This is a genomic window from Paraciimarium castrense LEGE 11436 (assembly GCF_056633055.1).
Map to the genome: position 1 here is coordinate 1 of NZ_JBSJOW010000010.1, position 18,008 is coordinate 18,008.

Here is an 18,008-nt window from a genome sequence, read left to right on the forward strand (position 1 = left end):
TCCGCGCCTGGATGGCGCCGGCTGACCAGCCGCATGAAAACTTCGTCTTCCCTGAGGAAGTTCTGCCCCGCGGCAACGCTCTCTGATCTGGTCCGGCCCTGGCCACCCCAGCAGCGCTCCTTCGGGGGCGCTTTTTCATGGCCCGCTGTCAGCGGCGAGGCTCAGAGTTCACAGCGGGATCGCCCATGGAGCGGCGAAAGCTCCGCTCGGCGGCCTGCTGGTTCTGGTTGGCTTCGCGCAGAAACGGCGCCAGGGCAGCCAGGCTCAGCAACCAGTGGTTGAACAGGCTCACGGGCCAGCGCAACGGCCGGGCGAAGTCCACAAACAGCACAACCCGGTAGCCCTCGGTGTCGTTCCACACCTGGTGGTTGTAGGTGTCGTCAAACACCAGGCAGCGGCCCTCCTCCCAGACATGCAGCTCGTCGGCGATGCGGATCCGGCAGCGCTCCCTGGGCTCGGGCACGATCAGGGCCAGATGCAGCCGCAGCACGCCGGCCCAGGCCCCTCTGTGGGGGGGAATCGTCTTGTGGGGCGAGAGGATCGAGAAGAAGGCGGTGCTGCAGTGGGGGATCTGCTTCAGCAGGGCCATGGTCTGGGGGCAGCGGCGGGCGTTGTCGCGGCAATCCATGCCCACACCTTTGAGAAAGAAGGTCTTCCACTGATCGTCTTTCTGGATCTTGCCCACCTGGGGCAGGATCTGCTGGAAGTTGGGCATGGCCTCGCGGTGGAGCATCACCTGCTCAAGCTCCTGCCGCACGCCAAGCCACTGATCCTCCACGGCGTGGATCCAGGGGAAGCGGTCGGCCTCGAACACAGGCACATCGCCATGGATGGAGGCCCAGCACACCAGGCGTTCGAGGGCGTCGTGCAGGCCGCGCCGCAGCCGCGCCTGGCGGGAGCGGGCCGGGAAGGTCCAATGGCGCCGGCGCAGCTGGGCCGTGGGCGCCAGGTCGCGATCCGCGGAGCGGCGACCTGACTTTGGTGGCTTCTGTGGGCTCGTCTGTCGCACCCGATTCGCTGCCCGCTCGTGTCTGCAGCGGGAACCCTATCGGCGGCGCCTCCTCCTCCTGGGCCGCTGTGGGGGATGGTGAGCCCGCTGGAGGGCCTGAGCCGTGGTTGTCGCTATGGTTTGGCCGTTCTGTCAGCAGTGCCGTGGCCTCTTGTCCTCTGACAGGAGGCCGAACACGTCGCCGGCTGGCGTCATCCCCCCAAGGAGGAGGTGCCCGTGAGTTCCAGTTGTTTCACCAAGGGTCTGCTGATCGCGGAGAACGCCGCCTGATTACGGCGCCTCAACCCTGATCAAACGGTTCCGCAGCCGCGGACCCGGCGAGAGCCCCCACCATCCAGGTCTACCTGGGTTGTGGGGGCATCGTTTTGGCGCCTGTTGGCCTCCGCGGTCTTGCCTCCCCGATCCAGTGTCAGCCCTGCAGGCAGGATCCCTGTCTCGCCAGGATCCCTGTCTGGAACTGTGTTGGCGAGGCCTTTGCCGGCCAGGCCCGGCATCCTTCCGGATGGGGCCATTGTGCCCTCTGGCACATGGGGTGGTGCGAGAGGTCCGGCAGGTGGTCACCATGGCTCTGCGGCGCATTGCGCCCATTTTGTGTGAGGATCCCATGAAACTTTTCCAGCAACTGCTGGTTGCCCCTGCGGCACTCGGACTGCTGGCCCCTGTGGCCGCCACTGCTTCTGAGCTCAACTTCGACGGCGTCGACCAGTACGCCTCCCAGGAGCAAGTCACCAGCATCTCCCAGTTCTCGGACGTGCAACCCACGGATTGGGCCTACCAGGCTCTCTCCAACCTGATCGAGCGCTACGGCTGCGTCGCCGGCTATCCCGACGGCACCTACCGCGGCCAGCGGGCCATGACCCGTTTTGAAGCCGCTGCGCTTCTGAACGCCTGTCTCGACCGCGTCACCGAGGTGACCGACGAGCTCAAGCGCCTGATGGCCGAGTTCGAGAAGGAACTCGCCATCCTCAAGGGCCGCGTGGACGGCCTCGAGGCCAAGGTCGGTGAGCTGGAGGCCAACCAGTTCTCCACCACCACCAAGCTGAAGGGCATCGCCACCATGGTGCTCGGCGGCGCTGGCGAAACCGGCTTCGGCGACAATGTCACCGCGAACTACGACGTTCGCCTGATGTTCGACACCAGCTTCACCGGTAAGGACCTGCTGCGCACCACCCTGCGCGCCGGTAACTTCGGCAGCTCCGTGTTCGGCAACGGCAACACCGCCATGGAAGTGGCGTTCCAGGAAGAGAGTGGTGCTGACTCCGTCGGCATCAACCGCCTCTTCTACCAGTTCCCCGTCTCTGAGTCCTTCACCGTCACCGCCGGTGCCAAGGTTCGTCAGGACGACATGCTGGCCCTCTGGCCCAGCGCCTACCCCGCTGACACCATCCTTGACCTGTTCACCTACGCGGGTGCCAGGGCGACCTACAGCCTGAACCTCGGCGCCGGTGTCGGCGTGTGGTGGCAGAAGGATGGCTTCAGCATCAGCGCCAACTACGTCTCCAACGAGAACGCTGCTGAGGACTCCACCGTCGGCATCGGTGAGGACTACACCGCCACCGTGCAGCTGGGTTACGGCGGCGAGAACTGGGGTGCAGCCCTGGCTTACACCTTCGCTGACTTCAGCGGGTTCGACAACACCAACAACGTTGGCCTGAGTGGCTACTGGTCTCCCACCGATTCCGGTTGGGTGCCTTCGATCAGCGCTGGTATCGGCTACTCCGATACCTCCGGCATCAACCCCGCAGATGATGAGTCCTGGAGCTGGATGGTCGGCATCCAGTGGGCTGACATGTTCATCAAGGGCAATGCCCTCGGCATGGCTGTCGGTAGCGCTGGCCAGATCGGCGATGGCAAGTGCGGCACCACCGCTGCTTGCACCGGCGGCATCTGGACAGACGGTGGCGAAGAGACCCTGGCTTACGAGCTGTGGTACAAGTTCCAGGTCACCGACAACATCAGCGTGACCCCCGCCTTCTTCTACATCGAGAACAGTGGCGCCAGCGACACCTACGGCGGTCTGGTCAAGACCACCTTCAAGTTCTGATCATCTGATCGGAACCGGGCCTGGCTCCTCACACTTTTTCCAGGCCCTTCGTCCTCTTTAACTTTCAGGAACCACTCTTCACACCGTTGTTCCTCTTCACCCCCGGCCTTCGGCCGGGGTTTTTTTTGGCCCGATCCCAGGAGCCTGGCCGCTTAGGTTGCCCTGGACGTGAGCTGGTGCGGAAGGAGGTGTCTCCTGCTTCAGGCTGATCCCTATGCAGTGCTGGGTGTGTCCCCCCAGGCCAGTGGCGCTGAGATCAAGGCGGCCTACCGCGCCCTGGTCAAGCGGCATCACCCCGATGCGGGCGGGGATCCCACCACGATCCTGGCCCTCAACGCCGCCTGGGAAGTGCTGGGTGATCGCGAGCGCCGCCACCGCCATGACCGCCGTCAGAGCAGACCCCCCGCAGAGGAAGGGCGGGGCTCATCCCCTGCGCAGACCTCCAGGGCAGCGGCCAGCAGCCGCGGAGCTGATCAAGAAGCTGCCGTGCGGCTCTGGCTGCAGCAGGTGTTCACACCGATCGACCGCCTGCTGGGCCAGGTGATCAACCCCTTCCCAGCCCAGCTGCGGGCCCTCGCCGCTGATCCCTACGACGACCGCCTGATGGAGGTGTTCTGCACCTTCCTGGGGCTCAGCCAGTCGCGCCTGGCCAGGGTGGAGACCCTCTACCGCTCCCGTCCCTGTCCCCAAGCCATCGAGGGCTTCTGCCTCGACCTCTACCACTGCCTCAGCCTGGTGAAAGACGCCTTGGTGGACCTGGAGAGGTACACCATGGGGTATGTGGACTCCTACCTGCGGGATGGCCGTGAGATGCTGCGCAAGGCGGCGAAGCGTCGGCGCCAGCTGAAACAGGACCGGCGCCAGGTGATGGCCTGAGTCAACCCGGGAAGGCTTCCAGCACAGCGAGGGGCAGCCACACATCAGGAACCGGCCGATGCCAGCGCAGCTGGGCATAGGCCCCCTTAACGACCAGCACTTCGCCGGGGCCCTCGAGGATGTACCCGGGAGGCTGGGGTGCGCTGGCGGCCACTTCGGCACTGCGGACGTAGGCGTCGCTGTTGACCCGCACCAGGCTGCCTTTCTTCAGGGGGGGCTGGGTGGTGGAGGAGGTGTCGGCCATGGAGAGCCTGAGGGTGGCGACCAGGCTAAGGCCCACGGTGGTGGAGCTTGGGCCTAGCCTCCTGTCGCGCTGAGGGAATGGAGCGGGTGCGTGTCTTGCTACTGGGCTGCTCCGGATTTGTGGGGCTCGAGTTGGTGCCCTACCTACTGGAACTGGGTCATACGCTCACCCTGGTGAGTCGCCGCAGCGACCCCTTCCACGCCCTGGCCAGCGATCGCCTGGGCAGCCTGCAGCTCGATCCAGCCGACCCAGCCAGCTGGAAGAATCCGGCCTTGCTCGAGGCGCTGGCCGCCGCCGATGGCGTAGTGAACCTCGCTGGTGAACCCATTGCCGAGAAGCGCTGGACCCCGGCCCATCGCAGCCTGCTGATGCGCAGCCGCAGCCGCACCACCGAGCTGCTGGTGCAGGCGATGGAGGCGCTGCAGACCCCGCCGCAAGTGCTGGTCAATGCCTCGGCGGTGGGGTACTACGGCACCAGCCTGGAGAAGCAGTTCACGGAGCAGAGTCCTGCCGGCAAGGACTATCTGGCCGAGATCTGCAGCAGTTGGGAGGCGGCCGCGACCCGCTGCCCTGAGGCGTGTCGGCTGGTGATCCTGCGGATCGGCATCGTGCTCGGCGCCGATGGGGGCGCCCTGGCCAAGATGCTGCCCGTGTTCCGCATGGGCTTCGGCGGGCCCGTGGGCACTGGCCGCCAGTGGATGAGCTGGATCCATCGCCACGACCTCTGCCGTCTCGTGGCCAGCGCTCTCGAAGACGGGTGCTGGCGAGGCACCTATAACGCTGTGGCGCCCCAGCCGGTGCGGATGACAGCGTTCGCCTCGGCCCTGGGCCGGGTGCTGGGCCGGCCCAGCCTGCTGCCCGTGCCGGGGCCGATCCTGCAGCTGTTGCTGGGGGATGGGGCCCAGGTGGTGCTGGAGGGTCAGCAGGTGGCACCCGAGCGGCTCCAGGCCGAGGGCTTCACCTTCCAGTACCCCGAGCTCGACGCTGCCCTTCCTGCTGCCACCAGCTCAGCACCCCGCTGAGCACGGCGGCTCCCATCAGCAGTCCGATCGCCGGGGTGAACAGCGGCTCCCAGAGCCGCTGAAACAGCTCCAGGGGGGCTTCCAGCTTCTGGCTGTGGCACAGCACCGCCACGCCGAACCACAGAGCGCCGCCGATCACCACGAACACGTTGGCCACCAGCACGGTGTCCATCATCCCCTTGACGCGCTGCAGGGGCGATTGGGCCCGGGCTGCTGTCTGTGCCGGGGGAGTGCTTCCCTCAGGCCCTGGGCTGGGCTCGCTCCTGGGCGGCTGATCTGACATCGGCTGGGCGCAACAGCTCCATGATCGCTGCCGCCAGCCGTTCGGTGCCTCCAGGGGCACCGATCCGCTCCTGGGCGGTGCGGGCTAGTCGGCCTCGCAGTTCTGGCCCCGCTGCAGGATCGGCCAGTTCGGCCAGCAGGGCCCAGGCGAGGCGGGCTGTGGCCTCCAGGGTCATGGCCGTGCCGGGCTCGCCGCTGGCGCAATGCACCCCAGCCCCGAGCAGCCGCCGCTGGGCTTCGGCGAAACCGGCGGTGAACTGGGGGCCCTGCCCCACCAGCTGCAGCACCGGCTTGCCCAGGCCCACCGCCTGCTCGCTGGCCGTGCCCGCCATGGCCAGCACCAGATCGGCCCGGGCCAGGGCGGCCCCGGCCCCTGACCAGGTGAGCTCCAGCTCCATCCCCCCGCGCTCCAGGCGGTCGTGGGCCCGTGCTCGCCAGCCGTGGCGGGCGGCCAGCTGCCGCACCGTGGCGGCATCGAGAGCCCTCACCAGCACGGCCTGCAGCTGCAGGACCTCTGGTTGGTGAAGCGGCTGGGGCAGCAGGGCCAGCAGGCGCAACATCAGCTCCAGATTCGCCCCGGCTTCGGGCATGCGGCTGCCGGGCAGCAGGGCCAGGCAGGGCTGCCGTGGCGCGGTCGTCGTGGCCACCCCGCGTTGTACGGCGGCGTCCAGAAAGGGATTGCCCAGAAAGGTCACAGGCCTCCCCAGCTGCTGACTGAGGTCCCTGGCTGTGAGCGCATCGCGGCTCCAGATCTGGCTGACGCGGCGACGCCGCAGCAGCCAGCCGCAGGGCCAGGGAAGCCGCAGCTTGCCCTCGTAGTGGCTCGAGTAGGCCACCAGATACACGGCGCAGCGGCAGCCGCCCAGCCAGGCCCCCAGCACCGCCACCAGGTCGCCGACGGCGACCACCAGCTGATACCGGCCCCGCTGCCGCAGCAGGCGCAGCAGGCAGGCCATCACGTGGGCCACCTGGCCACCGAGCAGCTCGCTGAGCTGGCCGTGGAAGCTGGTGAAACCCAGCCCCCCGGTGCGGAACTCCCGCGTGGGCCCCAGCACGGCGATGCCCCGCTGGCGGTAGGCGTTGCCGTGGCCCACCAGGGGCAGGGCCTCGACGGCCACACCCCTGGCCATCAGGGCCGCGGCCACGAGGGCGCCGCTGAGATCTTCGCCATGGCCATTGCTGAGCAGCAGCACGCGAGCCACGGGCGTCAGGGGGCGGGGGGCGCGATCAACCGTTCAACCAGGCCTGTACTTTCAGCATGGCCGCCCAGCCGGGCTTGCGTCTGAGGCCGTCGGCCATCGACTCCTGCAGCTCGGCGGCCAGCTCAGGCGCCACGGCCATCAGCCGCTGCACCATGCCGATGTGCTCCCGCACGCCTTTGGCGCCGGTCTCGAGCATGGCCAGGCTCAGATTGATGCGGGCCTGGGGGTCCTGGGGATTGAGCCGCACCGCCGTGCGGGCCGTGCGCAGGGCAGGCTCCGGCTGGTCGGTGAGCAGTTGCAGCCAGGCCAGACAGGTGAATCCAGCCGACTGGCGGGGTGCCTGGGAGGTGATCGCCTCAAACTCCTCAAGCAGTTCGGCCGGATCAGTGCCGGCGTTGTACCGGGCGATGGCGGCGTCGAACAGCGAGGTGGCTGGGCTGCTCTCGGCGGAACTGGCCGACATGGCTGCAGGGCAGGGTCACAGCTGTTCAGATTCCCATGCGGCAGGCCCGAGGCGCTGGCTCAGACCGCGAAGGAGCTGCCGCAGCCGCAGGTCTGGCTGGCGTTCGGATTGGTGAAGTTGAAGCCGCCGCCGATCAGGGCGCTGGAGAAGTCGAGCTGCATGCCGTAGATGTACAGCAGGCTCTTGGGGTCGCACACCACCTGGAAGCTGGGGGCTCCTGCGGGTTCATAGGTGTAGGTCTCGTCGTCGGGGCGGATGCCCTCAGCGCCGATGAAGTCCATGGTGTAGCTCATGCCGCTGCAGCCGCCTGAGCGCACCCCCACCCGCAGCACCCTGCCCTCGCCCTGCTGGCTGATCAGGCTGCCCAGCTGCTTCATGGCGGGCTCGGTGACCAGGATGCCCTTGCCGTCCCGGGCCGTGAAGGTGGCCACGGGGGTCGCGGCGGCCGGACTCGCGGCAACGGGGCTGGCGGCGGTTTCGGTGCTCATCACTTCGGCCAGGGTCATGGGCCAACTCTATGGAACTGCACCCGCACCTGTCGGATCCATAGAGTCTCTGCCAGTACGACCGGAGTGTTGCGGGTGCAGGTCGCCATTGTGGGAGCGGGTCTGGCGGGTCTGGCGGCGGCGGTGGATCTCGTGGATGCCGGCCATCAGGTGGATCTCTACGAGGCCAGGCCCTTCATGGGGGGCAAGGTGGGCAGCTGGGTGGATGAGGGCGGCAACCACATCGAGATGGGGCTGCATGTGTTCTTCTTCAATTACGCCAACCTGTTCGCCCTGATGCGCAAGGTGGGGGCGATCGACAACCTCCTGCCCAAGCAGCACACCCACCTGTTCGTGAATGCAGGCGGCGATCTGCGCGAGCTCGATTTCCGCTTTGCCCTGGGCGCCCCCTTCAACGGCCTCAAGGCCTTTTTCACCACGCCCCAGCTCGACTGGATCGACAAACTGCGCAATGCCCTGGCTCTGGGCACGAGCCCGATCGTGCGTGGCCTCGTGGACTACGAAGGGGCCATGGGGGTGATCCGGGACCTGGATCGCATCAGTTTCCAGCAGTGGTTTCTGGGCCATGGCGGCAGCCGCCGCAGCATCGAGCGCATGTGGAACCCGATTGCCTATGCCCTCGGCTTCATCGACTGCGAGGCGATCTCGGCGCGCTGCATGCTCACCATCTTCATGATGTTCGCCTCCAAGACGGAGGCCTCCAAGCTCAACCTGCTGAAGGGCTCGCCCCACCGCTGGCTCACCGGTCCGATCCTCGACTACATCACCAGTCGCGGGGGGCGCCTGCACCTGCGCCACCGCGTCACCGAGCTGCACTACGAGGAGGTTCCCGACCCAGACGCCTCTGGCCCCAGCGGCTCGCCAGCGATCCGGGTGAGCGGCCTCAGCCTGGGCACACCGGAGGGGGAGCGCCGGGTGCAGGCCGACACCTATCTCGCCGCCTGCGATGTGCCGGGCATTCAGCGCATGCTGCCCGAGGCCTGGCGCCGCTTTCCCCAGTTCGACAACATCTACAAGCTGGAGGCGGTGCCGGTGGCCACCGTGCAGCTCCGCTACGACGGCTGGATCACCGAGCTGGGGGACAGCGCCGCCAACACCGCCGCCCGCGCTGACGTGAGCCACCCGGCCGGCCTCGACAACCTCCTCTACACGGCGGATGCCGATTTCAGCTGTTTCGCCGACCTGGCCCTCGCCAGCCCGGAGGACTACCGCAAGGAGGGGTTCGGCTCCCTGCTGCAGTGTGTGCTCACCCCCGGCGATCCCTGGATCCCCCGCAGGAGCGACGACATCGTGGCCGCCACCGACGCCCAGGTGCGCCGCCTGTTCCCGTCAGCCCAGTCGTTGAATCTGGTGTGGAGCAATGTGGTGAAACTGGCACAGTCGCTGTACCGCGAAGCCCCCGGCATGGAGCCCTATCGGCCCAGCCAGCGCACGCCGGTTGCCAACTTCTTCCTGGCGGGAAGCTACACCCGTCAGGACTACATCGATTCGATGGAAGGTGCCACGATGAGCGGCCGCCTCGCGGCAGCGGCGATTCTCGATCGTCCCGCTCAACTGGCCGCCCAGGGCTCCGGCCAGAAGCAGCCCCTCACCGCCGCCCCCCGGCGTTGACGTGCCTGGCGCCGAACCTGGCTGCCACCCATACCGCCCCACTCACGAGGAACCCGATGGGCCGTTGGCTCGAGCACAGCGTCACCACTGAGATCGCCACGCCCGTGGAGCGGGTCTGGGAGGTCTGGAGCGACCTGGAGGCCATGCCCCGCTGGATGCGCTGGATTGAGTCGGTGGTCACCGAGCCCGGCAACCCCGACCTCACCGACTGGACCCTGGCCGCCCAGGGATTCCGTTTCCATTGGAAGGCACGGATCACGTTGCGGGTGGAGGCCCAGCAGTTGCACTGGGAATCGGTGGGGGGGCTGCCCACCAAGGGGGGCGTGCGCTTTTACCCCCAGCCCGACGGCAGCACCGCCGTAAAGCTCAGCGTGAGCTATGAACTTCCAGGTATCTTGGCTCCATTGATGGAACCAACCATTCTCGGTGGCATCGTCACAAAGGAACTTCAGGCGAACCTTGACCGCTTTCGAGACCTGGTCGAGGAACGCTCGATCGAGACCATCCCTGGCTAAGCGCTGGCTGCCATGCGCCTTGGTATCCCTGGTGCTCACGGGCTGTGGCGGCGGGGATGCTCCCCCCGAGGCCACGGCGTCATCTCCGCCACCGTCTCCCGCCACCTCACCGGCAGCCTCCCAGGCACCCGAGCTTGCTGGCCTGACTCCGCTGCCCACGCCCAACCAGGTGCTGGGGTCGATCAACACCGGCCGGGAGGATCCCTTTTATCCCTTGGTGCCGAGCCCTGCTGCAGGAGGTAGCCCCACCCCGGGTCGGCTCACCCTGCCGCCGTCCTTCCGGTTCACCGGTGTGATCAGCTCCGCCGGAAGGGCCCAGGCGATTGTCGATTACGGCGCAACCAGCGGAGCTCTGAGCGTGGGCGATCGGGGCGGCAGCAATACCGATCTGCTGCCGCCCGGCTGGACCGTGGCCTCGATCAATGCCGACCGTGGCCTGCTCACCCTGCGTCAGGGCCGGCAGACGGTGTCGGCGGAGCTCTGAGAGCCTCGGCGCAAGCCTGCACCAGGCCCTCGAGGTCGTGGGGATCGGCCTCCGCGTCCACCCGGCCGAGCTCCTGCTCACAGCGCCGGCTGGTCTGGGGGCCGATCGATACCACCGCCACATCCCGCAGACAGCGGGGCCAGGCCTCTCCGAAGCCCGCCTGAAGCAGCTGAACGGTGTGGCTCACTGTCTTGGCGCTGCTGAAGGTGATGGCGTCGAGTGCCCCCCGCTCCAGGGCCGCCACGGCGGCCGAGGGCAGGCCGGCCGGGCAGCGGGTTTCGTAGGCGGCCACCTCCACCACCCGGGCCCCGCCTGCGGCGAAGGCCTCGGCCAGCACGGTGCGGCCGCCACTCTCCACCCGCGGCAGCAGCAGCCGCAGACCCCAGCCCGAAGCCGGAAAGTGCTCCAGCAGGCTGTCGGCCACGAAGCTGGGCGGAACGAAGTCGGCGGGGGCGCCGATCGCCTCCAGCTGAGCGGCGGTCTTGCGGCCCACGGCGGCGATCCTGAGGCTGCGGGGCCGGTGGGCCAGGCTGCGGCCCCGCAACCCCAGCCGCTTCTCCACGGCCTCCACGCCATTGCCGCTGGAGAACACGAGCCAGTGGAAGTCCTCGAGCTCATCGAGGGCGTCATCGAGGGGGCCCCACGACTCCGGCGGCGTCACCACCAGGGCGGGCAGGTCCACCACCTGGGCCCCGGCCGCCTCGAACAGGCGCCGGGCGGCCCCGATCTGGGTTTCGGCCCTGGTCACGGCAATGGTTCTGCCGGCCAGGCAGGGCTCAGACATGGAGGCTTCAGACAAGGGTTCAGTCCTCCAGCTTGACCAGGGCGGAGGCCCGTTGCCGCAGGGCCTCGGCCTCGCCCTGGCGGCCCTGACTCCGCAGCAGCTCCAGGGCCTGGCGAAAGGCGCCGCGGGCTGCGGCGATGTCGCCGCTGAGCAGCAGGGCCGCCCCGAGGTTCTGCTGGGCTTCGGCGTGCTGCGGGTCGAGCTCCAGGGCGCGGCGGTAGGCGGCGATCGCCTGGGGCAGGTGGCCGCGGCGGCGTTCGATCAGGCCCTGGTTGTACCAGGCGAGCCCCACCTCAGGGGCGATGGCACAGGCCTGGCGGCAGAGCTCGGCCGCCTCGGCCAGGGCCCCCTGCTCGCAGAGCAGGGCGGCCAGGTTGAGCCGGGCGCCCAGGCTCACCCGGCCCGGCAGGGGCAGCTCCAGGGCCTGGCGGTAGAGGTCGGCGGCGGTGTCCTTGTCCTCGCTCGCCAGGGCGATGGCCAGATGCAGCAGCAGTTCGTAGCGCTCCGGGACCGCCTCGGAGGGGCAGTGCCGCAGCCCGCGCCGCAGCAGGCGGATGCCCTGCCGCAGGCGGCCTTCGCTCACCTCCAGGCTGCCGAGCTTGGCGCAGGCGTAGGGATCGTGGGGCTGGAGCCGCAGCTCCTGTTCCATCGCCTGGCGCAGCCGCCCGGCCTTGTTGCCGCGCTCCAGCAGGGCGGGGGCGTAGCCGTCGTGCACCAGGGCGGGGGTATCGCAGTCGGCGATGCGCCAGTGCGGCTGCTGCCGCTGGAGGGCCAGCACGCTCTCATCCACCTGGGCGTGATAGGCGCCGCTCCAGTGGAGGGCGGGATGGCGTCGAAACAGGCGGCTGACGCTGGAGTAGGGCGACTGCCTGGCACCGCGCTCCTGGCGCAGCAGGTTGACCAGCAGCAGGTCGGGCTGCTCCAGCAGGTGGCGCAGGGGCGCCCTGGCCGGCTCCAGCAACTGCTCATCGGCGTCGAGCACGAGCACCCAGTCGCCGGACACGTGGCGCAGCGCTTCGTTGCGGGCCGGCGCGAAGTCGCCCGGCCAGGGCAGGGCATGGACCACGGCACCGAGCCGCTCAGCCAGGGCCACGGTGCCATCGCTGGAGCCGGTGTCGAGCAGCACCATCTCATCCACGAAGCCGGCCACCGAGGCCAGGCAGCCCTCCAGCCGCTCCGCTTCGTTGCGCACCACCATCGACAGGCTCAGCTTCGGCATGGTGTCTCCCGCGGTTCAGTCGGTGAAGGCCTGCGCGGCGCTGTGATCGGCGAGGCCCAGGCGCCCCAGCAGCCAGGCCTGGGCCCGGGGCATCTGGCCGGGGCTGTAGGCCGCCGGCAACGGCTCCGGCAGCAGGGGCTGCAGGGCCTCCCACAGGTAGGGGCTGCCGTAGATCGCCAGGCCTGCCAGCCGGCCATGCCGCAGCAGCTGGGCGACGGCCGCGGGCCAGGGCTCATCGCCGCCGGCGCTGCCCCGGAAGGGGTTGCCGCGTACGAACAGCTGCAGCAGCACGGGGCCCTCGCCGAGCAGATCCAGGTTCAGGGGGGCCTGGGGATCGGGCCGCCAGAGGCTGGGGTGCAGGTCGTCGAGCAGGCAGGGGCGCAGGCCCGCCGCGGCGGGCAGGGTGAGGGCCGGCGCGGTGGGGGGCAGGAAGGGCGCCTGCAGGGCGGAGTCGAGGCGCAGCAGGTTCACCCCGGGGCCCAGGATGGCGGGGTCTGCGCTGGCTTTGGCGTTGGCCCAGCTGGGGGCTGCTGGCCAGATTGCTGGCCCGGCCCAGTTGCCGCCCCGTTGCTCCAGGGTGTGCTCCACCAGCTCCTGCTCCAGGAGCCGATCGGGTTGGGCGGCCGTGGGGGGGTCGCCTTCGAGGCCTGGATCGCCTCGGCCGGTCCGCACCTGCCCCAGGGCGTCGCGCCGCCGCTCAGCACTGGCCTCCAGCTGTTGCCGTGACAGCCGCCCACTGGCAAGGGCGGCGACGATCGCCTCGATGGCCTGGTGTGCATCGGCGGGCATCAGCACCAGATCGGCGCCGGCCTCCAGGGCCAGCACCGCCGCTTCGCCGGCGCCGTGGTGGCGGCTGATCGCCTCCATCACCAGGGCATCAGTCACCACCAGCCCCCGGAAGCCCAGATCGCGCCGCAGCAGCTGGCTGAGCACGGCGCTTGAGAGGGTGGCCGGGCGCTGGGGATCGATGGCCGGCAGCAGCAGGTGGGCCGTCATCACCGCGGCCACCCCGGCCGCGATGGCGGCGCGAAAGGGGGGCAGCTCGATGGCTTCCAGCCGCTCGCGGCTGTGGGGCAGCACCGGCAGCTCCAGGTGGGAGTCGCTGATGGTGTCGCCATGGCCGGGAAAGTGTTTGGCGCAGCCCAGCACTCCCACGCTCTGCAGGCCCCGGCAGAAGGCGGCCGTCAGCGCCGCCACCACCGCAGGCTCTTCGCCCCAGGCACGCACGTTGATCACGGGGTTGGCGGTGTTGTTGTTGACATCACACACCGGGGCCAGCACCCAGTTCAGACCGGCGCGGGCGGCATCCCGGCCCGTGCAGCGGCCGTAGCGTTCGGCCAGATCGAGGGCCAGGTTGGGATCGCGGCCATGCAGGCGGCCCAGCCCCAGGGGCGGCACCAGCCAGCTGGCGCCCTCGAAGCGCTGGCCCACGCCCTCCTCCACATCGGCGCAGAGCAGCAGGGGCCCTCCAGCCCAGCCGCGCAGCTGGCGGCAGCGCAGGGCCAGCTCGGCCGCCCCCGCCCCCAGCAGGATCACCCCGCCCACGCCGAGCTGCAGCAGCTGCTGCAGCTCCGCATTGGTCAGCTCCCAGCGGGGGTAGCGGCGCTGGTGATCGGCCAGATGGCCGCTGGCCCTCACCACCAGCAGTTCGGCGGCCAGCCGCTTCAGCTCCGGCTCCAGTGGCCTAGCCAACGGCGTTGTCGGTCTCGCTGGGAGCGGGCTCGGCGCTGGCTGCCGGGTCGCCAGGGTCCCCTCTCTCGAGGCGTTCCTCCTCCAGCCGGTTGAGCAGGCCCAGCACCGTGGTGCCGCGCTCCAGGCCGCGATCCAGCAGGAACACCACCTCCGGCGTGCGGCGCATCTTCAGGCGCCGGCCCAGTTCACCCTTCACGTAGGGCGCGGCCGAGCGCAGGCCGGCAATGGCCTCATCGCGCTCCGCCTCGCTGCCGTAGACGCTCACGAAGATCTTGCAGTGCTGGAGGTCGCCCGCCACCTCCACGTGGGTCACGCTCACCATGCCCTGGCTGACCCGCTCATCCTTGATGCCGGCCACAAGAAGCTCGCTCAGCTCCCGCCGGATCAGGGAGGCCACCCGCTCCACCCGTCGCCCCTGTGCCATGGCTAAGCCACCGGAGTGGCGTTCACCATCGCATGCAGGATCAGCCCGAGGCTGAGCAGGCCGCTGACGGCAGCGCCGATCAGAGCCACCGCGGTGACGGGATTGCGGCCCCGGGCCGCCAGGGGCTCCAGCACCGAGTTGGCCACCCCCAGCCCGAAGGCGATCAGGTAACGCGGATAGCGCGTCACGTTCAGCAGGAAGTCCTTCATTGCCCCCGGAAACACTCATGGCGGTGCCTGCTGGCTACTCTGCCGCCTTGGCTTCGGGCTTGACGCATGCAGCTGCACCAGTTCCGCCACTCCGCCTTCTGCGAGAAGGTGCGGCTTGTGCTCGCTGCCAAGGCGGTCGACTACAGCGTGGTGGAGGTGACCCCGGGGGTGGGGCAGCTGGAGCTGTTCCGGCTCTCCGGTCAGCGCCAGGTTCCCGTGCTTGTGGATGGCTCGGAGGTGATCGCCGACTCCACCGCCATCGCCCAGTACCTGGAGGTGCTCCATCCCCTGCCGGCACTGCTGCCGCCAGACCCCGATCAACGGGCCCGGGTGCTGCTGCTGGAGGACTGGGCCGATACCGCCCTGGCGGCCGGAGTGCGAGCCGCCCTGCTGCAGGCCCTGGCCGGTGACCCCGTGCTCAGGGCCGGCCTGCTGCCGGAGGCCACGCCCGGGCCCGTGCGCCAGCTGCTCTCCAGCCTGCCCGGCGCCGTGATGCACGGCATGGGCGATGCGGTGACCGGCCTGATCGGCACCCAGGAGCGCCGCCAGCTGCAGACCAACCTGGAGCAGCTCGCCACCCTCACGGGCGGCCGCGCCTATCTGGTGGGTGACCAGCTCTCCCTGGCGGATCTGGCCGTGGTGGCCCAGCTCTCGCTGCTGCTGTTCCCGGCCAGCGCCGGGGCACCTCTGGCCGGGCACGGCATCAGCGGCCTGGCTGACCATCCGCTGCTGCAGCCGCTGTTCAGCTGGCGCGATGGGATCCTGGCCCAGCTGGGTCGGGCCTGAGCGGCACCAGCTTCAGGCCGCTGCGCTGACTGCTGCTCGCTCGGGCCGCCAGGCCGGCGGTGGGTGACGGGTAGGTGGCCTGCCACTGCTGGGCCTCGATGCTGCCGTCGCTGCGCAGCTGGAAGCGGCTGAGGGTTTCCACCCGGCTCAGCCGGGGTTGGCCCGGGCCATGCAGCACCTGCAGGGCCAGCTCATCGGCCAGGAACTCGCCAGTGGCCGGCTGGTCGCTGCGGCGGCCGATCACACTGGATTCGAGCTGGAAGGGGGTGCCCTCAGGTCCCCGCAGCCTGGCGACCTGCCGGTTCGGGTCGGCCGGATCGTTCTCGACGCCCAGCAGGGCCTCCCCCAGCAGGGCACTGCCGATGGCGCCGGCGTTGAAGGCCCGGTCCCCCACCACCGCCCCTGTGCCGTCGCGGAGGAAGCGCACCTGGTACTGGCTGCCATCGTCGTCACTGGCCAGCCAGGCCCCTTCGAACCAGGGCGGGTAGGCCAGGTCGCGGCGGCCGGGGCGCGTCAGCGGGGCCGGCAAGCTCCAGGCGGGCCACTGGGCGATCCGCGTCTCCAGGGGCGATGGGCCGGGGCTGCCGGCAGCAGGCCAGACAGCGAACCACAGCGCCAGGATGGCTGCCATCAGCGTGTTGCCCATGTCCGACCCCCTGTTGCGGGAGCTCGATCATTACGTGGTGCTGGAGCCGGGCGGGGCTGATCAGATCCTCACGGCCGCCGAAACCGTGGCCTGGCTGGAGGCCCACCTCGCCGCCCTGGCCCAGGTGCCCCACGATCTCGCCGACCTCGCCGGCGGCCGGGACAGGGCTGAACGGCTGCTCGCAACCGCCTGCGAGCTGGAGCTGGAGCCCGGCCGCGCCATCCAGTGGTTCGCCGTCAGGATCGATCCGCCGGGACCCCATCCAGGGACGGGCTGAGGCCGCCGTCCTGATGGCGTAGCAGCGCTGGCTGTTCGGGGGGGCTCAAGGGCTCCCGCAGCACGCTGGGCAGGGCCTCGAGAAGCCGCTGCGCCACTCCCTCAGGGGGCTCGCCATCCTGGCTGATGCGGAGATCCGCCTGGCTGTAGAGGGGGCGACGGGCCTCCAGCAGGGCCCTGAGCCGGGCGGCGGGGTCCGGGTCCGCCAGCAGGGGCCGGGGGGTGGGGTCCTGCCGCAGCCGCTCCAGCAGCAGGGCCTCCGGCGCATCGAGCCACACCACCAGCCCCTGGTGCAGGTGGCCCCAGTTCTGGGGACGGCTGACCACCCCCCCGCCGGTGGCCACCACCAGGGAATGCCAGCCAGCGATCTGGGCAAGCACGGCTGTTTCCAGGTCCCGGAAGGCCTGCTCCCCATCGCTGGCGAAGATCTCGGCGATGCCGCGGCCCGCGGAGGCCTCCAGCACGGCATCGGCATCGACAACGCGGTAGCCGAGGGCCGCGGCCAGGGGAGCGGCCACCGCACTCTTGCCCGCCCCCATCATTCCCACCAGGTAGAGGTTCACCCCCTGGAGGCGCTTGGCCAGGGCCAGGTGCGCAGCTGCGGCCATCTCCCCGCTTCAACAGAGCCTGTTTCTAGGATGAAGCCCACCGAACGAGCCCCATGACGGCCAGCGCCAGTCTCAGGCCCGCTCCAGGGATCGCAGACCCCTGCCCCCCTGGTGCCGCCTCCGGCCATGGCCGCGGACGGCCCTGTCTGATCACCCGCCGGGCCACCTTCTGCGCCAGTCACCGCTACTGGCTGCCCGAATGCTCGGAGCAGGAGAACGCCGAGCGCTTCGGTCGCTGCAGCCTGGCCCCCGGCCATGGCCACAACTACGAGCTGATCGTGGCCATGGCCGGGCCCCTCGACGGCGACGGCATGGTGCTCAACCTCTCCGAGGTGAAGCACGCCATTCGCTCCGCCGTGACCGCTCAGCTCGACTTCCGCTTCCTCAACGACGTGTGGCCGGAGTTCGACCTCTCCCGGCCCGAGGGCTGCCTGCCCACCACCGAAGCCCTCTGCCGTGCCATCTGGGCCCGGCTGGGGCCGCTGCTGCCCCTGGCCGGTCTGCGGCTCTACGAACACCCTGATCTGTGGGTCGACCTGCTCCCCCCCGCCGCAGCTGTCGCCACTGACAGCCCCACCGACACCGCCACAGACTCCGCTCCTGACTGCGCCGCCCCCTCCGCCGCCCCGCTCCCCATGGAAGCCTTCCTCTCGATCCGCACCCACTTCGCCGCGGCCCACCGCCTGGCCCGTCCGGAGCTCAGCCAGGCCGAGAACGAGTCCATCTACGGCAAGTGCGCCCGCCCCCACGGCCATGGCCACAACTACCTGCTCGATGTCACCGTGCGCGGCGGCATCGACCCGCGCACCGGCATGGTGTGCGACCTCTCCGCCCTGCAGCAGCTGGTGGCGGACCTGGTGGTGGAGCCCTTTGACCACACCTTCCTGAACAAGGACGTGGAGCACTTCGCCAGCTGCGTGCCCACCGCCGAGAACATCGCCCTCCACATCGCCGACCTGCTGGCCAGCCCGATCGCAGCCACCGGCGCCAGGCTGCACAAGGTGCGCCTGCAGGAGAGCCCCAACAACGCCGCCGAGGTGTTTGCCGAAACCCCCCAGCTCGAGATGGTGCCTGCCGCCCTCGAGGCCCTGGTGGCCCGCTGAGCC

At 69.7% G+C, this 18,008-nt stretch carries 22 protein-coding genes; 9 read left to right on the forward strand and 13 right to left on the reverse strand.

Going from position 1 to position 18,008, the window contains the following annotated elements; genetic code table 11:
* Positions 1–148: 148 nt before the first annotated feature.
* Positions 149–1,009: an aspartyl/asparaginyl beta-hydroxylase domain-containing protein gene (locus tag ACWJIO_RS13285; RefSeq protein ID WP_480314173.1), complete on the reverse strand. Its 861-nt coding sequence runs from the start codon at positions 1,007–1,009 to the stop codon at positions 149–151.
* Positions 1,010–1,613: 604 nt separating this feature from the next.
* On the opposite strand from ACWJIO_RS13285, the gene ACWJIO_RS13290 reads away from it, so the two are divergent.
* Together ACWJIO_RS13290 and ACWJIO_RS13295 are read left to right on the forward strand one after the other, a co-directional pair.
* Positions 1,614–3,053: an iron uptake porin gene (locus ACWJIO_RS13290; protein ID WP_480314175.1), complete on the forward strand. Its 1,440-nt coding sequence runs from the start codon at positions 1,614–1,616 to the stop codon at positions 3,051–3,053.
* Positions 3,054–3,281: 228 nt separating this feature from the next.
* Positions 3,282–3,929, forward strand: a complete 648-nt coding sequence (locus tag ACWJIO_RS13295; protein WP_480314177.1) for a J domain-containing protein — start codon at positions 3,282–3,284, stop codon at positions 3,927–3,929.
* Position 3,930: 1 nt separating this feature from the next.
* Here ACWJIO_RS13295 and ACWJIO_RS13300 read toward each other — a convergent pair whose 3' ends face one another.
* A complete protein-coding gene (locus ACWJIO_RS13300) occupies positions 3,931–4,173 on the reverse strand; it encodes an NAD(P)H-quinone oxidoreductase subunit O (protein ID WP_480314179.1) in 243 nt (80 codons plus the stop codon).
* Between the two features lie 86 nt (positions 4,174–4,259).
* Between ACWJIO_RS13300 and ACWJIO_RS13305 the strand changes: the two genes are divergently transcribed.
* Positions 4,260–5,195 carry a TIGR01777 family oxidoreductase gene (locus tag ACWJIO_RS13305; protein ID WP_480314238.1) on the forward strand — a complete coding sequence of 312 codons (936 nt, stop codon included), beginning with the start codon at positions 4,260–4,262 and terminating at the stop codon, positions 5,193–5,195.
* On the opposite strand, the gene ACWJIO_RS13310 is transcribed toward ACWJIO_RS13305, so the two are convergent.
* The 4 genes from ACWJIO_RS13310 to ACWJIO_RS13325 all read right to left on the reverse strand — a co-directional run bounded on the left by ACWJIO_RS13310 (position 5,131) and on the right by ACWJIO_RS13325 (position 7,630).
* Positions 5,131–5,367, reverse strand: a complete 237-nt coding sequence (locus tag ACWJIO_RS13310) for a hypothetical protein (RefSeq protein WP_480314181.1) — start codon at positions 5,365–5,367, stop codon at positions 5,131–5,133. The two genes, ACWJIO_RS13305 and ACWJIO_RS13310, sit on opposite strands and share 65 nt — an antisense overlap.
* A gap of 67 nt (positions 5,368–5,434) precedes the next feature.
* Complete coding sequence (locus tag ACWJIO_RS13315) at positions 5,435–6,679, reverse strand: lipid-A-disaccharide synthase-related protein (protein ID WP_480314183.1); 1,245 nt, start codon at positions 6,677–6,679, stop codon at positions 5,435–5,437.
* Between the two features lie 25 nt (positions 6,680–6,704).
* Positions 6,705–7,142, reverse strand: coding sequence for a tetratricopeptide repeat protein (locus ACWJIO_RS13320; RefSeq protein WP_480314185.1), 438 nt, complete (start codon positions 7,140–7,142; stop codon positions 6,705–6,707).
* Positions 7,143–7,201: 59 nt separating this feature from the next.
* On the reverse strand, positions 7,202–7,630 hold the full coding sequence (locus tag ACWJIO_RS13325) for an iron-sulfur cluster assembly accessory protein (RefSeq protein WP_480314240.1): 429 nt from the start codon (positions 7,628–7,630) through the stop codon (positions 7,202–7,204).
* Positions 7,631–7,723: 93 nt separating this feature from the next.
* On the opposite strand from ACWJIO_RS13325, the gene zds reads away from it, so the two are divergent.
* The 3 genes from zds to ACWJIO_RS13340 are packed head-to-tail and all read left to right on the forward strand — an operon-like array spanning position 7,724 to position 10,258.
* A complete protein-coding gene (gene zds / locus ACWJIO_RS13330) occupies positions 7,724–9,259 on the forward strand; it encodes a 9,9'-di-cis-zeta-carotene desaturase (RefSeq protein WP_480314241.1) in 1,536 nt (511 codons plus the stop codon).
* Between the two features lie 56 nt (positions 9,260–9,315).
* On the forward strand, positions 9,316–9,774 hold the full coding sequence (locus ACWJIO_RS13335) for an SRPBCC family protein (RefSeq protein WP_480314187.1): 459 nt from the start codon (positions 9,316–9,318) through the stop codon (positions 9,772–9,774).
* 19 nt (positions 9,775–9,793) lie between these two features.
* Entirely contained in the window at positions 9,794–10,258 is a 465-nt protein-coding gene (locus ACWJIO_RS13340; RefSeq protein ID WP_480314189.1) for a hypothetical protein, read from the forward strand.
* Here ACWJIO_RS13340 and ACWJIO_RS13345 read toward each other — a convergent pair.
* From ACWJIO_RS13345 to ACWJIO_RS13365, 5 genes are read right to left on the reverse strand one after another with little or no spacing between them, the layout of a single operon-like run.
* Positions 10,215–11,042, reverse strand: a complete 828-nt coding sequence (locus ACWJIO_RS13345) for a uroporphyrinogen-III synthase (protein ID WP_480314191.1) — start codon at positions 11,040–11,042, stop codon at positions 10,215–10,217. The genes ACWJIO_RS13340 and ACWJIO_RS13345 overlap by 44 nt on opposite strands.
* A 19-nt stretch (positions 11,043–11,061) precedes the next feature.
* Positions 11,062–12,261, reverse strand: a complete 1,200-nt coding sequence (locus ACWJIO_RS13350; protein ID WP_480314193.1) for a glycosyltransferase family 2 protein — start codon at positions 12,259–12,261, stop codon at positions 11,062–11,064.
* 15 nt (positions 12,262–12,276) lie between these two features.
* Entirely contained in the window at positions 12,277–13,953 is a 1,677-nt protein-coding gene (locus tag ACWJIO_RS13355; RefSeq protein ID WP_480314195.1) for a glycoside hydrolase family 3 N-terminal domain-containing protein, read from the reverse strand.
* Complete coding sequence (rbfA, locus tag ACWJIO_RS13360) at positions 13,946–14,377, reverse strand: 30S ribosome-binding factor RbfA (protein WP_480314197.1); 432 nt, start codon at positions 14,375–14,377, stop codon at positions 13,946–13,948. The genes ACWJIO_RS13355 and rbfA overlap by 8 nt, the downstream gene beginning before the upstream one ends.
* A 2-nt stretch (positions 14,378–14,379) precedes the next feature.
* Complete coding sequence (locus tag ACWJIO_RS13365) at positions 14,380–14,586, reverse strand: DUF751 domain-containing protein (protein WP_480314198.1); 207 nt, start codon at positions 14,584–14,586, stop codon at positions 14,380–14,382.
* A gap of 66 nt (positions 14,587–14,652) precedes the next feature.
* On the opposite strand from ACWJIO_RS13365, the gene ACWJIO_RS13370 reads away from it, so the two are divergent.
* On the forward strand, positions 14,653–15,372 hold the full coding sequence (locus ACWJIO_RS13370) for a glutathione S-transferase family protein (RefSeq protein ID WP_480314200.1): 720 nt from the start codon (positions 14,653–14,655) through the stop codon (positions 15,370–15,372).
* Here ACWJIO_RS13370 and ACWJIO_RS13375 read toward each other — a convergent pair.
* Positions 15,329–16,018, reverse strand: coding sequence for a DUF6816 family protein (locus tag ACWJIO_RS13375; protein ID WP_480314202.1), 690 nt, complete (start codon positions 16,016–16,018; stop codon positions 15,329–15,331). The genes ACWJIO_RS13370 and ACWJIO_RS13375 overlap by 44 nt on opposite strands.
* Between ACWJIO_RS13375 and ACWJIO_RS13380 the strand changes: the two genes are divergently transcribed.
* Positions 16,017–16,295 (forward strand): CRR7 family NDH-1 assembly protein, encoded by a 279-nt coding sequence (locus ACWJIO_RS13380; protein ID WP_480314204.1) that lies wholly within the window; start codon positions 16,017–16,019, stop codon positions 16,293–16,295. The two genes, ACWJIO_RS13375 and ACWJIO_RS13380, sit on opposite strands and share 2 nt — an antisense overlap.
* Here ACWJIO_RS13380 and ACWJIO_RS13385 read toward each other — a convergent pair.
* Positions 16,255–16,902, reverse strand: a complete 648-nt coding sequence (locus ACWJIO_RS13385; RefSeq protein WP_480314206.1) for a shikimate kinase — start codon at positions 16,900–16,902, stop codon at positions 16,255–16,257. The two genes, ACWJIO_RS13380 and ACWJIO_RS13385, sit on opposite strands and share 41 nt — an antisense overlap.
* Positions 16,903–16,955: 53 nt before the next feature.
* Between ACWJIO_RS13385 and ACWJIO_RS13390 the strand changes: the two genes are divergently transcribed.
* A complete protein-coding gene (locus ACWJIO_RS13390) occupies positions 16,956–18,005 on the forward strand; it encodes a 6-carboxytetrahydropterin synthase (protein ID WP_480314208.1) in 1,050 nt (349 codons plus the stop codon).
* Positions 18,006–18,008 lie beyond the last annotated feature (3 nt).

Coding starts and splice junctions, on each gene's coding strand:
- ACWJIO_RS13290 (WP_480314175.1), top strand. CDS start 1,614: ATGAAACTTTTCCAGCAACTGCTGGTTGCCCCTGCGGCACTCGGACTG.
- ACWJIO_RS13300 (WP_480314179.1), bottom strand. CDS start 4,173: ATGGCCGACACCTCCTCCACCACCCAGCCCCCCCTGAAGAAAGGCAGC.
- ACWJIO_RS13310 (WP_480314181.1), bottom strand. CDS start 5,367: ATGGACACCGTGCTGGTGGCCAACGTGTTCGTGGTGATCGGCGGCGCT.
- ACWJIO_RS13320 (WP_480314185.1), bottom strand. CDS start 7,142: ATGTCGGCCAGTTCCGCCGAGAGCAGCCCAGCCACCTCGCTGTTCGAC.
- ACWJIO_RS13325 (WP_480314240.1), bottom strand. CDS start 7,630: ATGAGCACCGAAACCGCCGCCAGCCCCGTTGCCGCGAGTCCGGCCGCC.
- ACWJIO_RS13335 (WP_480314187.1), top strand. CDS start 9,316: ATGGGCCGTTGGCTCGAGCACAGCGTCACCACTGAGATCGCCACGCCC.
- ACWJIO_RS13345 (WP_480314191.1), bottom strand. CDS start 11,042: ATGTCTGAGCCCTGCCTGGCCGGCAGAACCATTGCCGTGACCAGGGCC.
- ACWJIO_RS13350 (WP_480314193.1), bottom strand. CDS start 12,261: ATGCCGAAGCTGAGCCTGTCGATGGTGGTGCGCAACGAAGCGGAGCGG.
- rbfA (WP_480314197.1), bottom strand. CDS start 14,377: ATGGCACAGGGGCGACGGGTGGAGCGGGTGGCCTCCCTGATCCGGCGG.
- ACWJIO_RS13365 (WP_480314198.1), bottom strand. CDS start 14,586: ATGAAGGACTTCCTGCTGAACGTGACGCGCTATCCGCGTTACCTGATC.
- ACWJIO_RS13370 (WP_480314200.1), top strand. CDS start 14,653: ATGCAGCTGCACCAGTTCCGCCACTCCGCCTTCTGCGAGAAGGTGCGG.
- ACWJIO_RS13380 (WP_480314204.1), top strand. CDS start 16,017: ATGTCCGACCCCCTGTTGCGGGAGCTCGATCATTACGTGGTGCTGGAG.
- ACWJIO_RS13375 (WP_480314202.1), bottom strand. CDS start 16,018: ATGGGCAACACGCTGATGGCAGCCATCCTGGCGCTGTGGTTCGCTGTC.
- ACWJIO_RS13385 (WP_480314206.1), bottom strand. CDS start 16,902: ATGGCCGCAGCTGCGCACCTGGCCCTGGCCAAGCGCCTCCAGGGGGTG.
- ACWJIO_RS13390 (WP_480314208.1), top strand. CDS start 16,956: ATGACGGCCAGCGCCAGTCTCAGGCCCGCTCCAGGGATCGCAGACCCC.